This is a genomic window from Pseudomonas sp. P110(2024) (assembly GCF_057480795.1).
This window is the reverse complement of the sequence record NZ_JBLIYT010000016.1, coordinates 65,037-79,805: the sequence shown is the minus strand read 5'-3', so window position 1 is coordinate 79,805 and position 14,769 is coordinate 65,037. Positions and strand designations below refer to the sequence as shown.

17 protein-coding genes are annotated in these 14,769 nt (G+C 60.8%); 12 read left to right on the top strand and 5 right to left on the bottom strand.

The window, feature by feature from the left end; all coding sequences use genetic code 11:
• Positions 1-3: 3 nt before the first annotated feature.
• The 3 genes from AC25ND_RS22975 to AC25ND_RS22965 form a co-directional block, all read right to left on the bottom strand.
• The gene (locus AC25ND_RS22975) at positions 4-1,002 is read right to left on the bottom strand and encodes a FecR domain-containing protein (protein WP_486972397.1); all 999 of its coding nucleotides are present in this window, start codon (positions 1,000-1,002) and stop codon (positions 4-6) included.
• Positions 1,002-1,505: a sigma-70 family RNA polymerase sigma factor gene (locus tag AC25ND_RS22970; protein ID WP_062360365.1), complete on the bottom strand. Its 504-nt coding sequence runs from the start codon at positions 1,503-1,505 to the stop codon at positions 1,002-1,004. The genes AC25ND_RS22975 and AC25ND_RS22970 overlap by 1 nt, the downstream gene beginning before the upstream one ends.
• Before the next feature lie 122 nt (positions 1,506-1,627).
• On the bottom strand, positions 1,628-2,545 hold the full coding sequence (locus tag AC25ND_RS22965) for a LysR family transcriptional regulator (protein ID WP_028690762.1): 918 nt from the start codon (positions 2,543-2,545) through the stop codon (positions 1,628-1,630).
• A gap of 125 nt (positions 2,546-2,670) precedes the next feature.
• Here AC25ND_RS22965 and AC25ND_RS22960 point away from each other — a divergent pair, with 125 nt between their 5' ends.
• The 5 genes from AC25ND_RS22960 (at position 2,671) to AC25ND_RS22940 (ending at position 6,993) form a co-directional block, all read left to right on the top strand.
• The gene (locus AC25ND_RS22960; protein WP_062360362.1) at positions 2,671-3,429 is read left to right on the top strand and encodes a 5-oxoprolinase subunit PxpA; all 759 of its coding nucleotides are present in this window, start codon (positions 2,671-2,673) and stop codon (positions 3,427-3,429) included.
• Between the two features lie 94 nt (positions 3,430-3,523).
• Positions 3,524-3,769 (top strand): acetyl-CoA carboxylase, encoded by a 246-nt coding sequence (locus tag AC25ND_RS22955; protein ID WP_486976598.1) that lies wholly within the window; start codon positions 3,524-3,526, stop codon positions 3,767-3,769.
• Between the two features lie 10 nt (positions 3,770-3,779).
• Positions 3,780-5,153, top strand: coding sequence for an acetyl-CoA carboxylase biotin carboxylase subunit (locus tag AC25ND_RS22950; protein ID WP_028690764.1), 1,374 nt, complete (start codon positions 3,780-3,782; stop codon positions 5,151-5,153).
• Positions 5,150-6,022 (top strand): 5-oxoprolinase subunit B family protein, encoded by an 873-nt coding sequence (locus AC25ND_RS22945; RefSeq protein WP_062360361.1) that lies wholly within the window; start codon positions 5,150-5,152, stop codon positions 6,020-6,022. The genes AC25ND_RS22950 and AC25ND_RS22945 overlap by 4 nt, the downstream gene beginning before the upstream one ends.
• Entirely contained in the window at positions 6,019-6,993 is a 975-nt protein-coding gene (locus AC25ND_RS22940) for a 5-oxoprolinase subunit C family protein (RefSeq protein ID WP_062360359.1), read from the top strand. The genes AC25ND_RS22945 and AC25ND_RS22940 overlap by 4 nt, the downstream gene beginning before the upstream one ends.
• A gap of 76 nt (positions 6,994-7,069) precedes the next feature.
• On the opposite strand, the gene AC25ND_RS22935 is transcribed toward AC25ND_RS22940, so the two are convergent.
• Positions 7,070-7,627 (bottom strand): GNAT family N-acetyltransferase, encoded by a 558-nt coding sequence (locus tag AC25ND_RS22935; RefSeq protein WP_062360357.1) that lies wholly within the window; start codon positions 7,625-7,627, stop codon positions 7,070-7,072.
• Positions 7,628-7,966: 339 nt separating this feature from the next.
• Here AC25ND_RS22935 and AC25ND_RS22930 point away from each other — a divergent pair, with 339 nt between their 5' ends.
• Positions 7,967-8,395: a hypothetical protein gene (locus tag AC25ND_RS22930; protein WP_028690768.1), complete on the top strand. Its 429-nt coding sequence runs from the start codon at positions 7,967-7,969 to the stop codon at positions 8,393-8,395.
• Between the two features lie 229 nt (positions 8,396-8,624).
• Entirely contained in the window at positions 8,625-9,656 is a 1,032-nt protein-coding gene (locus AC25ND_RS22925; protein WP_248691147.1) for a GNAT family N-acetyltransferase, read from the top strand.
• Between the two features lie 226 nt (positions 9,657-9,882).
• Here the strand turns inward: AC25ND_RS22925 and AC25ND_RS22920 are convergent, their stop codons facing one another.
• The gene (locus AC25ND_RS22920) at positions 9,883-10,797 is read right to left on the bottom strand and encodes a LysR family transcriptional regulator (protein WP_486976597.1); all 915 of its coding nucleotides are present in this window, start codon (positions 10,795-10,797) and stop codon (positions 9,883-9,885) included.
• Positions 10,798-10,937: 140 nt separating this feature from the next.
• On the opposite strand from AC25ND_RS22920, the gene AC25ND_RS22915 reads away from it, so the two are divergent.
• From AC25ND_RS22915 to AC25ND_RS22895, 5 genes are all read left to right on the top strand, one after another.
• Entirely contained in the window at positions 10,938-11,333 is a 396-nt protein-coding gene (locus tag AC25ND_RS22915) for a RidA family protein (protein ID WP_110737717.1), read from the top strand.
• 166 nt (positions 11,334-11,499) lie between these two features.
• Positions 11,500-12,213 (top strand): tellurite resistance TerB family protein, encoded by a 714-nt coding sequence (locus tag AC25ND_RS22910; protein ID WP_486971207.1) that lies wholly within the window; start codon positions 11,500-11,502, stop codon positions 12,211-12,213.
• A 658-nt stretch (positions 12,214-12,871) separates the two neighbouring features.
• Positions 12,872-13,129 (top strand): hypothetical protein, encoded by a 258-nt coding sequence (locus AC25ND_RS22905; protein ID WP_069016591.1) that lies wholly within the window; start codon positions 12,872-12,874, stop codon positions 13,127-13,129.
• A 140-nt stretch (positions 13,130-13,269) separates the two neighbouring features.
• Positions 13,270-13,557: a DUF3077 domain-containing protein gene (locus AC25ND_RS22900; protein ID WP_088853057.1), complete on the top strand. Its 288-nt coding sequence runs from the start codon at positions 13,270-13,272 to the stop codon at positions 13,555-13,557.
• 163 nt (positions 13,558-13,720) lie between these two features.
• The gene (locus AC25ND_RS22895; protein ID WP_486972398.1) at positions 13,721-14,644 is read left to right on the top strand and encodes an alpha/beta fold hydrolase; all 924 of its coding nucleotides are present in this window, start codon (positions 13,721-13,723) and stop codon (positions 14,642-14,644) included.
• Positions 14,645-14,769 lie beyond the last annotated feature (125 nt).

Sequence of the window (14,769 nt, the reverse complement as noted above, 5' to 3'; positions counted from 1 at the left end):
ATTTCAAACGTTAGCGGGCAGGGGACGCAAGTTGACCCACAGGCGAGTGAAACGCTGTACATCCAGTTTCAGTGTGTGGGCGACGGCATCGATGATTCGATCGCTGTCTGCCAGCGGGTAGGTGCCCCATACGCGCAGGTTGGCCAGGGCGGCGTCGCACCCAAGATGCCCATGGCGATACCGGCCAAGTTCGTCGAGAAACGCCTTGAGCGGTTGGCCGTTGGCGACGATCATGCCTTCGGCCCAGGCGGGAGAGGATGCTTGCATTGCCCCCTGATCGAGTATCCCGAACGGCCCGAAACGCGCCAGCTGCCCGGCTTGCAGAGTGGTCCAGAGGTTGACTTGGGTCGGGCTTATTTCAAGCGAGCCATGATAGATCGCCAGCTGGGTTGAGCCATTGTCAAACTGCCGCATTGTGAAACGCGCCGAGGACGCCTGCGCCCGAACCTGTGCGGTTTCGATAAACAGCGCCGGGTTCAAGGCGGTGTTGATCAGGACCTCGCCGCTGAGTAATCGAAGGTGCCAGCGCTGGTCAGCCGTGCGAGCATTTATTGCGCTACGGGTATTGAGTTCAAGCGACAGATCCGAGGCCAGCGCAACACGTCGGCGCTCGCCCACGCCCGTGGTGTAGTCGGCACTCATGCGCGACATCAACTCGCTGTCTCGACTCAGCCAGGCACCGGTACCTGCAGCCAACAGCAAGGCCAGGCCCTTTATTGCCCGACGCCTGCTCAGCCCTTCCTGGGAGGGAAGCAACAGGGCCTGTCGGGCGAGGTCTGGATCGCCTTGGGTGCGCAATGAATCGAGCTGCGCCCCCAACTCCAAGGCTTTTTCCCAGGCCAGTTCATGCAAGGGGTGTTCACTACGCCACGCCATGAATGCGGCCTGTGCGGGTGAATCGAAATTGGCCTCCTGCATATCGAGCCACCACTCCATCGCCTCCTCACACATTTTTGGCGATAGCGAGGATTCTCGGCCAAAGGCGTTTGCGGTGATAGTCATTACAGTGCTTCCGTCACCAGCATGCATCGCGCACCCGCCTTGATGATATGGCGCTTGACGGTAGCGATTGAAATACCCAGTCGCTCGGCAATATCTGCGTGGCTGAGCCCATCGAGTTGTGACCAGAGAAAAGCCTTTTTGACGGCGACATCCAGTTCGCACAGCGCTTCGTCGAGTCGAACCAGCGTCTCGAAAATAATCAGTTGGGTCGCCAGGTCCGGCAGCACGCTTTTGTCTTCGGTCTGGAGCGCATCCAGATAGGCTTTTTCCAGGCGTGCGCGGCGGTAGTGGTTGGACAGGACACTGCGTGCCACCTTGGCCAGGAAAGGCCGAGGCTGGCGGATCTCAAGCGCCTCGTTGCTGGCCAACAGGCGCATGAAGGTGTCCTGCATCAAATCAGCGGCGCGGTGTGAGCAGCTCAATTGCCGATACAGCCAACTACGCAACCAGCGGTGTTGCTGTTGGTAAAGAGCAGTGAGCTGAGCGGTATCGATAGATGCCATGAGCTGTCACGAAATTGGTGCAAATGAGACTTAGTATCATATGGGATTAATTGGGTAGCGACAAGAATGCAGGAGGGCGCGGGGCATGATTGGCCTGATGGATGAGGGGCATTTGCTTGCTTTCAACGCCGTGCGGAAAGTTGTTGCGGCGCCAGGAATGCATCGTGGAAGTAATGGTGGAACGCGTGCATCGCCGGGCTGAATTCCCGCTCGCGATGCCAGGCCAGGCCGACGCTCATGGGGGTGACCTTGTCGGTGATGGTCACCGTTTCGATGCGTTTACCTTCCAGCGACCAGGGGCGATGTACCAGGTCGGAGAGGATCGCCACGCCGCTGCCGTTGGCCACCATGCTGCGCACTGCCTCCACAGAGCTGGTGCGGATTCGCACGTTGGGCTGCTGCTGGGCATGTTCCCAGTAGCGCATGGCGCTTTGTTCGGCTTCGTCGACGGTAAGCAGGATGAACGGCTCCTGTGTGACGTCGGCAAGGCTCACGGCCGAGCGCTCGCACAGCGGGTGATGGCTGGGCAGCCACAGCCGGCGCTCGGAATTGAACAGGGTTTTCGAGACGATGTCCGGGTGGGTCAGGTTCGAGGTCAGCACCACCGCCATGTCGAATTCGCCTTCGAGCAGGCCTTGCTCGATGGCCTGGCGCTCCCGTTCGTGCACTTCGATGGCCACGTCCGGGTGCCAGTGTTCCAGGCGTTGCAGGTGATGGGGCAGGAAGTAACCGATCACCGTGTAACTGGCCGCTACCCGCAACAGGCCGGTGGCGCGAACGTCCGGCAGTGGGCTGTTGAGGGCGTCCTCGACGCTGCGCAAGATCACGTAGGCCCGATTGAGAAAGTGCCGTCCGGCATCGGTCAGGCTCATGCCCTGGGCCGAGCGCTGGAACAGTAGCGTGCCGAGCATGCCCTCCAGTTCCTTGATTGCAGTGGTCACCGCCGACTGGGAAATATTCAGATGAATCGCAGCTTGGGAGATTTGCCCGATCTCGGCCGTGGCGACGAAGTAGCGAACCTGGCGCAGGGTCAGTGACATGAACACTCCGCTTGATGAGGTATCTGATTTTCAGAAGATGCCCCCTCAGATAATAGATCTTCCCAAGGGGGTGGCTGGAACTTAACGTGCTCTGCATGAAGTCACAAGCGTCAGGAGCACGTGTCATGCAGGCAGTAGATTTCAATTCGGACATGGGCGAAGGCTTCGGTCCGTGGACGATCGGCGACGGGGTCGACAACGAACTGATGGGCTTCATCAGCTCGGCCAACATCGCCACCGGTTTCCATGCCGGCGACCCCGGCACCATGCGCCGCACGGTCGAGCAGGCCAAGCGCCTGTGCGTGGCCGTCGGTGCCCATCCGGGCTTTCGCGACCTGGTCGGGTTCGGCCGCCGCCACATCCATGCATCGGCCCAGGAGCTGGTGGACGACATGCTGTACCAGCTGGGGGCCCTGCGTGAGCTCGCCCGAGCGCAAGGCGTGGCCCTGCAGCACATCAAACCGCACGGTGCGCTGTACATGCACCTGGCCCGGGACGAAGAAGCGGCGCGCTTGCTGGTGGAAAACCTGCAGCGCCTGGAGCCTGAACTGCTGCTGTATTGCATGCCCGACTCGACGATCTGGCGTATCGCCACTGAGCTCGGCCAGCCCGTGATCCGCGAGTTCTATGCCGACCGCGAATACGACATCAGCGGCTCCATCGTCTTCACCCGCAATGTGCGTGCCTACGACCCCGCGCAGGTCGCTGCGCGGGTCCTGCGTGCCTGTCAGGAGGGCGTGGTGCGCACGGTGGAAGGTGAAGACCTGGCGATCGAGTTCGACTCCATCTGCTTGCACAGCGATACACCCGGTGCCTTGGCACTGGTCGAGGCCACCCGTAAAGCACTCGATGGCGCGGGGATCGAGGTGCGCGCACCGCGATAACGCCACCGAAGACACCTGGCGCACAGACGCCAGGGTTTGCTCGATACACAGATTTTTTGCCTGCCTTTCTACAACTATTCCAAGAGGAACAGACATGGCGCAGCACACCGTCATCACCCCATTGCCGGGAACTTTCTACCGCAAAGCCACCCCGGAATCGCCGAACTACGTCGAGGCCGGTGCCAACGTCAGTGCCGACACGGTGATTGGCCTGATCGAGGTCATGAAGCAGTTTTCCGAACTGACCGCGGGTACGGCAGGGCGTCTGGACGCATTTCTGGTCGAAGACGGTGATCCGGTGGAGCCGGGTCAGGTCATCGCGACACACGAAGATGCGTGAGGGCACAACCATGACTCAAGGCATTGGTAAACTGCTGATCGCCAACCGTGGCGAGATCGCCGTGCGGATCATCCGTGCCGCGAAAGCGCTCGGGATTCCAACCGTGGCAGCGTGCAGCGAAGCAGACGTCGATTCCCAGGCCGCGCGCATGGCCGACGAAGTACACATCCTTGGCCCGGCCCGCGCTGACAAGAGCTACCTCAATGTCGAGGCCTTGCTCGGTGCCCTGAAGGCCACCGGGGCCACTGCGGTGCACCCCGGTTATGGCTTTCTTTCGGAAAACGCCGAATTCGCCGAAGCGGTACTCGCCGCTGGCGCGATTTTCGTCGGCCCAAGCCCCGAGACCATCCGCCGCATGGGTGACAAGGCCGAAGCCCGGCGCACCGCGCAAGCGGCGGGCGTGCCGGTGGTGCCCGGTTCTGCCGATGAACTGTTCGATGTGGAGTCGGCGCTCGAGGCCGCCAGATCCGTCGGTTTCCCGCTGCTGATCAAGGCCTCGGCCGGAGGCGGTGGACGCGGCATTCGTCTGGCGGAAAACCCGCAACAGTTGCGCGAAGAATTCCCCCGTTCCCAGCGCGAAGCCCAGGCCGCCTTTGGCAATGGCGCGGTGTATCTGGAGCGCTTCATCGGCAAGGCCCGGCATATCGAAGTGCAGGTGCTGGGCGACGGCAAGCAGGCGGTGCACCTGTTCGAGCGCGAATGTTCGCTGCAACGCCGCCGCCAGAAGATCTTCGAAGAAGCGCCGTCACCGATCCTCGATGCCCAGCAGCGCGAGTCTCTGTGCGCGAGCGCCGTGCGCCTGACCGAGGCGCTGGGATACAAGGGCGCCGGCACCCTTGAGTATCTGTACGATGACGCCACCGGCGAGTTTTTCTTCATCGAGATGAACACACGGATCCAGGTAGAACACCCGGTCAGCGAGCTGATCACCGGTATCGATCTGGTCCAGGCCATGCTGCGCATTGCCGGTGGCGAGCCACTGGGACTCAAGCAGAGCGATATCGCAATCAACGGCGCGGCCCTGCAGATGCGCCTGAACGCCGAAGACCCCGCACGGGATTTCTTCCCAAGCCCAGGGCTTGTGCAAGCGCTGAACTGGCCACAAGGCGAGGGCGTGCGGGTCGACAGTCATCTGTATGAAGGCTACCGGGTGCCGCCCTACTATGACTCGCTGCTGGCCAAGCTGATTGTTCATGGCCGTGACCGCGCCGAAGCCCTGGCCCGCGCGCGACTGGCGGTCGAGCAGACCACGCTTACCGGCATGGCCAGCACCTTGTCGTTGCACGGCGAACTGCTGGAGCAACCCTGGTTGCACACCGCCGATTTCCACACCGGCACGTTGGAAACCTGGCTGGCCGAGCGCCGCAGCGGAGGTGCAGCATGAGCAGTCCGATTCGCTACAGCTTTGGCGCCGACGAACATCTGTTTGCCGAAGTCAGCGACAGCATGTCCCTTGAGGCCTTCTTCAAGGGCATGGCGGTCACCCGCGCGGTGGAACGTCTGGCCCTCGATGGCGTGCTCGACGTGTGCTTGGCCAACGCCTCGTTCCAGATCCGCTTTGACCCGGATCGCATCGCGCCGGCAGATCTGCTTGAAGCAGTGAAGGGGGCCGAGTCCCAGGCCGTGGCCGAGCGCACCCTGCACACCCGGATCATCGAGATCCCGGTGCTCTACAACGATCCCTGGACCCACGAAACCCTGATGCGCTTTCGCGACCGCCACCAGGACCCGAATGCCACGGACCTGGAGTACGCCGCGCGCATCAACGGCTTGGCCGACGTCGAGGCGTTCATCGCCGCCCACAGTGGCGCGCCGTGGTTCGTTTCGATGGTGGGCTTCGTGGCGGGCCTGCCGTTCATGTTCCAGATGGTCGAGCGCGAACGCCAGTTGCAGGTGCCCAAGTACCTGCGACCGCGTACCGACACGCCGAAACTGACCCTGGGCCATGGCGGCTGCTTCGGTTGCATTTACTCGGTACGTGGAGCCGGTGGCTACCAGATGTTTGGCGTCACTCCGGCACCGATCTACGACCCGCAGCAGAACCTGGCGTACCTGAAGGAACACATGGTGTTCTTCCGTCCCGGCGACATCGTGCAGTTCAAGCCAATGGACCGCGATGCCTATGACCACGCCGTGGCCGAGGTCGAAGCCGGGCGTTTTGATCTGCGCATCCGTCCAGTGGAGTTCTCGCTCGATGCGTTCCTCGCCGACCCGATCGGTTATCCCAAGTCGCTGCAGGAGGTGCTGGCATGATCAAGGTGCTCAAACCCGGTCTGGCCACCTCGGTGCAGGACCTCGGCCGCGAAGGCTACTACCACCTGGGTATCCCGCCTTCCGGGGCGCTGGACCAGTACGCCCTGAGCGCGGCCAACCAGTTGGTGGGCAACCCGGCCAATTCGGCGGCGCTGGAATGCACCTTGCTGGGGCCGGAGCTGGAATTTCAGCAGGACGCCCTGGTAGCGGTATGTGGCGCGCAGATGACGCCGAAGGTCGATGGCGTGGACATGCACTTGGACACCGCCTTCGAAGTGAAGGCCGGACAAGTGCTGCGTTTTGACTTCCCCAAGGCTGGCGCGCGGGCTTATCTGGCGGTGGCCGGCGGTATCGATGTGCCGGTGGTGCTCGGCAGTCGTTCCACCTACGCACTGGGGGCGCTGGGTGGTTGTCAGGGGCGCAGGCTGGTGATGGGTGATGAACTGCCGATCGGCACCGCCAGCGGCAAGGGGCGTGCCGGGGCGAGTCTGCCCATGGCGTTGCGTCAGTCGCTGGGAGGGGAGATCACCCTGCGGGTGGTGCCGGGGCTGTACTACGACCGCCTGACCCTGGCGGCGGCGGACAGCTTTTTTGCCGAAGCCTGGACCGTCGGTTCGGAGGCAGATCGCATCGGCTATCGCTTCAAGGGTGGCAGCCCGCTGAGCTTCCAGCCTCGCGAGCAGCCGTTCGGCGCCGGCTCCGATCCTTCGAACATTGTCGACAGCTGCTACCCGATCGGCTCGATCCAGGTGCCGGCAGGGCTCGAGCCCATCATCCTGCACCGCGATGCGGTGTCCGGTGGCGGCTACGCGATGATCGGCACGGTGATCAGCGCCGACCTCGACCTGGTCGGCCAGATGCAACCCAACCAGAAGGCCCGCTTCGTTGCGGTGACGCTGGAAGAGGCGCTGCAAGCCCGACGTTCCTATAAGAAAAAGTTCAACTGTCTGAGCAAGCTGTTCCCTTCCTGAAAAGCCAAAAAGGCAAGCCAACGCCGCACTTCGGTGCGGGGGCGGCTGCCCGCGCTTCAACCTCTGACGTAAAGCACTAGCGACTGGCAGTCGATCTTTCTAACCAGTCAGCACGAGTCATCTCCCATACTTCGACCTCCATCCGTCCAGATACGAAATCTCCTGCCCGCACCTCTACCAAGCGCATACCCTCATGTTTCGAGACCTTGCGAGATGCGTCGTTGGCAACAGCTTTGGGAACCTGCATGACCGGACGCGACAGTGTCTCGAACCAATAGGCATTGATAATCCGGCATGCCTCGCGCATGTAGCCCTTTCCCCACCACTGTGGTGCGAGCCAGAAGCCCCTGTTGTTTCCAGGCTGATCATACAAACTGATGCTACCCAGGGTGCAGCTAGCATCGTCGCGCATGCGGATCATCCAGTGCCATTCACGACCTGCTGCCATTGCAGGCAGGGCGATATCTCGGACATAGATCAGCGCCCCGTCTTCTGGATACGGCCATGGGACACGACGATCCAGATAGCGAACCACCTCCCAGCAGGGGAACAGCTCCTGAATAATGGGTGAATCCTCTAACTGAAGGGGGGTGAGAACCAGCCGGTCAGTGATAAGCGTCGATAGACAGTCCATGACATTCGTTCCCGGGCATCCCTGTGAGACGTTGATTATCTGTACCGGGCTGGTTTGTGTCGACCGCTGCTGGCTGTTATCTGTGCTCCGCCAAGGGCAGCTATGGGACGAGAGCAGTTATCCGTGTCTGGCTGCTTTCGACCCAGAGCAGACGGTGGGAACAGGCAGAAGTCGGCCAGAAGCGGTCGCTTGAAAAAGGTAATAAGATAATTCTTTTCGGCCTGAACGCTTGCCTCTAAGGTGTGAGACGTTGCGACACCGCTGCTCAACGCGCTGACGATGCCTTGGGTCTGCATGGCCGCATAGTCAAACACTCCTGCAACACCATGGAATGACTATATGCACCCATCGCTAAAACAAGCGCTCGACATCATTAAAATCGAGCGCAACGTAGCCGAATACACCCAGGCGTTTGACGCGGTGCATGACGTGGTAAGCGTATTTGGCGAGCTTGACCTAGCCAATCGTCTCTTCGCAGAAATACCCCGAACAGTGCCCGAAGAGCTGGTGGCCGAACTTTTCAATTTGTTGGCTTGGCAAACAAACGATAACGGTTCGGCAATGACGCGTGAGGTCGAGACGTGGCTCAGAGAACAGCAAGATCCGCGCAAGCTTAGGATTGCCATGAGCCTGGATGTATATCCATTTCCAGATGCTCAGGAAATGCATCAAGTATTGTCCACGCTGGCTGCGGCCATCCCAGAAGTGGCGACTATGTGCCAAACGCTTATGACCTCACGAAAGGCTAGAACACATAGTCAAGTATGACGAAAGGCAGTGGGGCCGCTTTGGGTCGACTGTGGTCACTTGCGAGTGGCAGCTATCGACCCATAGCCGCCGGTGACCAATAGCACCAACTGGCTACCCCCCCTGCCAGTAATCACTCAATTACTCTTTATTGGACTGTTCCGCCTAATAGCTTCCTGACTGTCCTTTTACTCCCGCGCCCTTTGCTGCGACCATTTTTGCACTGACCCAGCCCTGCGGATTTTTTATGATGGACCTTGCTATCGAGTTTCCCGAGTTCTTCCTGCCCAGTTGCACGCTGCGGCGGATTAATCGCAATGACGCCGAGGCGATTTTTGCCGGGCTTTCTAACCCGCAGGTTGTTGCCCACTACGGCGTGTCTTACGACAGCCTCGAAGCGACGGACGAGCAGATGCGCTGGTATGACGCTCTGCTGGAAGAGCACCGGGGCATTTGGTGGGGCATTACCTTCCCGGGACGGGACGAACTGATAGGCGCTTGTGGTTTCAACGATTGGTCACACTCCGATCGTAGCTTGGATATCGGCTATTGGCTGATGCCGGAACACTGGGGCCGAGGGCTGATGCAAGACTGCCTGCCCACCATCCTCCGCTTCGCCCTGGGCACCCTCGGCGTACATCGCATTCACGCAGATGTTGAGCCGGAGAACCCCGCCAGTATTCGTTTGCTGGAGCGGGTCGGCTTCGTGTTTGAGGGAACCCTGCGGGATGTGGAATACAAGAACGGGCGCTTCCTCAGCCTGCACCAGTACAGCCTGCTGGCCTCTGACCCGGCGGGGCGAGCTCTGCTGGAGGACGACACACCGATCCTTCGCCCATCCCGCGGGTCTGATGCGCAGGCACTCAGTGCTTTGGCTCAGCGCAGCAAGGCCCATTGGGGATACCCCGAGACTTGGATGAAGGCATGGCAGGCAGCGCTGACTTTCCGCCCCGAGCAAATGACCTTCCACTACGCAGTGCTGGTCGCAGCGGGTGGCCAACTACTGGGCTTTTATGGGCTTGAGAGCGGCGAGGATGGCTGGCAGTTGGAGCATTGCTGGGTCGACCCACAGTCGATGGGAAGCGGTTACGGACGGCGCCTGGTGGGGCATGCTCTGGCTGTGGCGCGTGGACTGGGCGTGAATACGCTAGCGGTGGAATCGGACCCATCGGCACGGGGCTTCTACGAGCTGCTCGGTGCACAGCATGTGCGCGATGTACCGCGTCCAGTATGTGGCGAGCTCCGGCATCTCCCAATACTTAAGTGGGAGTTCAGTGACTAGACCTGATTGGAGAGTAACGTGCAGATCGATTGGCTGCTGGCAGTCTACTCGCCGTTTGCTGCACCTTTACAAGTCAGCCATGTATCGTTAACCGGCCTGCGCCAAGGACTGCTATGGGTCGGAAGCGGCCGGTCACGAAATGCCGCTAACGACCCATAGTTGGCCTCTGCCGCACTGTCAGAAACGGGCAACAGCGGAAATTCGGTGCAGCGGCCTTGCATCTGTTTCAGCCAATCACTGGCGCATGCTCGGCCATCAATTCGATTATCCAGTCGATAAATACCCGAACCTTGGCGCTGACATGGCGATTCGGCGGGAAAGCCAGGTACATCGGCATTGGCGACATATGCCAGTCTTCAAACAGCGGCAGTAGCTCCCCACTGTTAAGGTGCGGTTTGGCCATGTACTGCGGCAGCCAGAGCATCCCCAAGCCAGCCAGACCGGCGGCAAGGTACGCATTGCCGTCATCGACCGTCAGTTGCGGACGGGGCTGGACCTCTATGCGCTCCTCACCTCGCTGCATCACGTAGGGCAAGGTTTTGCCTGTTCGAAACCAGAGAAAGCCGATGGTTTTGTGCTGGCCTTCCGCTAACACACGCGGGTGTGCTGGTGTTCCGAAGCGCTGCAAGTACCCGGGCGTGGCATAGATACCGAGTTTCAAATCGCCCACATGCCTTGCCACCAGGGACTGATCGGTGATCTCGCCGCCACGTACCACGCAGTCGATGTTTTCGCCAATGATGTCGACGATGCGATCACTCACGCCCACGGTCAGCTGAATTTCCGGATAACGTGCAAAGAATTCCGGCAGGGCGGGTATGAGCAGCATTCGCGCCAGCGGGCTGGGGACATCCACCCGCAACCGTCCGCGCGGCGTCATCGAGGCGCTGGACAAGCTGGTCTCGGCGTCGTCCATGTCTGCCAGTAACCGGACCACGCGTTCGTAGTAGGCCGCGCCGTCGGCGGTGACATTGACCTTGCGTGTGGTGCGGTTGAGCAGCCGCACGCGCAGCCTCGCTTCCAGTTGCTGAATGAGCTGCGTCACGGTGGTCTTGCTCATGTGCAAGGTGGCGGCTGCCTTGGTGAAACTGCCGGTTTCCACCACTCGGACAAACGCCTGCATCGCATCGAATCGGTCCATTCCACGCCTCGTTCGCACCTGGATTGTTTGGATTATACAAACAGTCCTGGCCAGCGCTGCCCGTTTATCCAGGTAGGTAGCCTTTTTAAAGTGGCCTCATCGTAGACAACGGGCCGCGATAGCCCAGAACGAGGTAGGTAATGTCCAGTAAACGTGATGTCGTTTTCCCACCCGATCGCCATGCTTTGTACGAGCTGCACCGCTACTCGCCGGCGATTCGCTCCAACGGTTTTCTGTTCGTATCCGGTCAGGTCGGCAGCCGCAAGGATGGCTCGGCCGAGCCGGACCTCGCGGCGCAGGTTCGCCTGGCCTTCGCCAACCTCAATGCGATCCTCGCCGAGGCCGGCAGTAGTTTCGAGGATGTGGTTGATACGACCATCTTCATGGTCGACCCCGACTCGAAGTTTGAGACCATCTGGGAGGTGGCGGCTGAGTATTGGGGTGAAGCGCCTTATCCCACGGTGACCGCTCTTGGCGTGACCTGGCTGTCCGGCTTCGACTTCGAGATCAAGGTGATCGCGAAACTGCCGCAATAGAGGCGGTCCAGCCCCTGCTTCCGGTTCAAGCCGCAGGGAGCATTCGTGCTATTTCGCTGCACTCGGTATGCCCCCGCTTACCCGTCGGCCAGACGGTAATGGCGGTTCGCCTTGCGGGGGCTATCGTTGCTTGTCTGGGCGACGACTACCGACCGAGGGCGGTGCGATGAACACGAGTGATCTACTGGAACAGTTGCTCCGGGCCGGGCAGGGTTCGCAAGCACAACAAGGGCGCGGCGGCATGTCAGCGCAGGATGGCCTGGGCGGCTTGCTGGGAGGGCTGCTTGGCGGCGGCAGTACCGCAGGTGGCAGTGGTGGCCTTGGTGGTTTACTGGGCGGCCTTTTGGGTGGCGGTGGTGGCAACGCCGGCGCCTCCGCTCAGGGACGCTCTGCTGGCGGCGTCAATTACGCGGCTCTGGCGTCATTGGGCATGATGGCGTTCCAGGCCTATCAAAGTTGGCAGCGCAGCCAGGCGGCCGCGCCGCAACAGGCCGTGCGTACCGTGGATCAACTGTCCGGCCCCGAGGCCGAGGATCACAGCCATGCGATCTTGCGTGCGCTGATTGCGGCAGCCAAGGCTGACGGTCGCATCGACCCGCAGGAAGAACAGTTGATCTACGCCGAAATCAAACGTCACACCAGCGACCCGCAACTGCAGCAGTGGCTGGATGAGGAAGTCAGCAAACCCCTCGATGCTGCCGAAGTGGCGCAGTCGGCCCAGGACCCGGGCATGGCTGCGGAAATGTACCTGGCCAGTGTGATGCTGGTGGATGACCAGCAGGATGCGGAGCGGGCCTACCTTGATGAATTGGCCAGTGCGTTGGGGATCGATCCGACGTTGCAGGTACATCTGGAACAGCAGGCGAAGGGGGCTGCCTGATCGATCCGAAGTGGACATTGACCCAAGGCGCTGTTCTCAATGCAGTCTGGTTGTTGGGCTGCGTGGGAGCGGGCTGGCCCCGCGATCACCGGCAATGCCGGTGCCATACGCCGCATCGCGGGGCAAGCCCGCTTCCACGTTGGTAATGCTTGTAACGTTGTTTCCTGCACGACTGCGTAGCCCATAGGGCACGGCGATCTCCTGCAAGAGCTTGACCTGGGCTTCAGCCCACCTCCGTGAACCGACGCCGCGTCACGAACAGCCCCACGCCCAACGGCACGGCTGGGTAGAGGGGCAGGGGAGAGACCCCGCGTCGCGTCCTACAGGGATTAATCAGATTTTCCCTATTTCGAGTAGTCCGTTTCCGAAGCATGCTTTAGCCGCTTTTACGCCTTCCAACAGAGGTCTAGTCTCGCTGGGTCGCTGCAAAAAGTAGCGGCCGGGTCTGCAAGCCTGAGCGGGACAACTAGATCAGCGCCACCCATTGCCATTGGTCTCAAGCCACTGGCAGTGCGTTATGGTGGCTGCGTACGGGTGGCCTTCGGGTCAGCCGGGCTTACTCTAGTTGCCCCGGTCTTGCAGGCCCGTACGTAGCCGCCACCCTATCGCCTGCAAGCGATGGGCTGCGGTCCGATCAGCGCAACTAGAGAATTTCATCATGCTCAAGATCGTCCCGGATCCACCCCCGTCCGCTCAATCCCCTCATCTCCTTGAAGATACCCTCGTCCAAGCCACCGAGTACGTCATGTGCGCGCTGGCCGTCGCCCATCAGTCGTTCAGCCACCTGCCCAAATCACCGGCCACTTTGGTGATGCTGACGATGATGCACGAGCTTGATGCCACCCGCACGCTGCTGGAGTCGGCACTGGCCCAGCTCCAGATGAGTGCGCGACCGCTGTCATACACATTGCACTGATAGAGCTGCCACAGGCCCCAGGTTCCGCGCCGCAATCAAAATTGCCGGGGCCGCTGCGCAGCCCTTTCGCGACACAAGGCCGCTCAGGGGTTAGCTAAATCAATGAGTCACGGTTTGTTCTACGAGAGAGGATTTCGCAAATGGACAACGAAACCCCAGCAGACCACGGCCAGCTCGGCTGGACCGTCGGCAGCTGCACCTGCCTGGAAGGCGCCACCAAAGGTATGCGTCTGTTCCGCGTCGAGCCCGGCAACTGCGCAAGCCACGCCATGGAGCAGGCTTCCGTGCTGCTCGACAGCGCCCGCCGGGCTTCCTTCATTGGTGTGATGGACAACGAACCGGTGCTGGTCTGGGCATCGCATTACCTGAGCGATATGGCCAAGGCCTTGATGGATGATGCGCATATGGGGATATTGAAGAAGGTGTGAAACAGAGGCCGGTGGTCTGGGTGGGCAGCCGCGTCGACCCAGAGCATGCTCGAGTGCCCTCAACGCCTTCTATCGTGGCGACAAGTCCGTATAGTGCCTAGCTCTCATCAGTCAAAGGAGTGGCCATGAATCAAGCAGCACATCGTCTGGAGAGGGGAGTCCGATGCGTATCGCAATGATCCTCGCGGCAGTCGGGACCACCTTGTCGTTGATGTCGGTGTCGCTATCGGCGTCACCCGGCCAGCCATCGTCTCCATTACCCACTGATCAGCAGCGTATCTCGGTCCAGGTCGAAGGCGAGGGCAGGGATGTGATCCTGATTCCGGGACTGGCATCGTCTCGTGAGGTATGGTCTGACCTGGCGACTCGGTTACGCCAGGACCACCGCCTTCACCTCGTGCAGCTCGCAGGCTTTGCCGGTTCGCCTGCGGTGACCGATAGCGAAGGGAAAGTGCTCGCTCCAGTGGCCGAGGCAATTGCTGATTACATCCGCACCCAGCATATCGAGGCCCCCGTGATCATCGGGCATTCGCTGGGGGGAGAGGTTGCATTGATGCTGGGGGCTTGTCATCCCGATCAGGTTGGGCGCTTGATGATCGTCGATGCGTTGCCGTTCTATACGTTGCTGATTGACCCTTTGGCCACCAGCGAAACTGCTACCGTGCAGGCTGCAGCAATGCGCAGTTCGCTGTTGGCGGCATCGCCGGAGCAGAGTGAAGCGATGCAGAAGGCATCCATCGCCCGACTCGCCAAGACCGAGGCGGTCAGACCAGGGCTGGTTTCTGCGGGGATCAGCTCCGATCGCAAGACTGTGGCGGACGCCGTATATGAATTGATGATCACCGATCTGCGTCCCGAACTCGGTCGCATCAGCGCGCCGGTCGAAGTCGTGTATGCCTACGACGCTTTTTACGGTGTGCCTGCATCCAGCGTCGATGCAACGTTCCGTCGGGCCTATGCCTCGACACCTGATATCCATTTCACCCGCATCGATGACAGTTTTCATTTCGTCATGCTCGATCAACCGGAGCGATTTGCCAGCGCTGTTGCGGCTTTCCTCGAACCGGGGGCGGAGCGCGGACAATGAGTGGTCGGCGTGCAGCCCTCTCAAGGTCTTTGGCTGCGGGGGCTATTGACCGAGTGAAGGCCTCCAGGTGTTCGCTGCAAGGCTTGCGGCGAACACCCTGAAAGACCCGACGCTTACAACGCCGA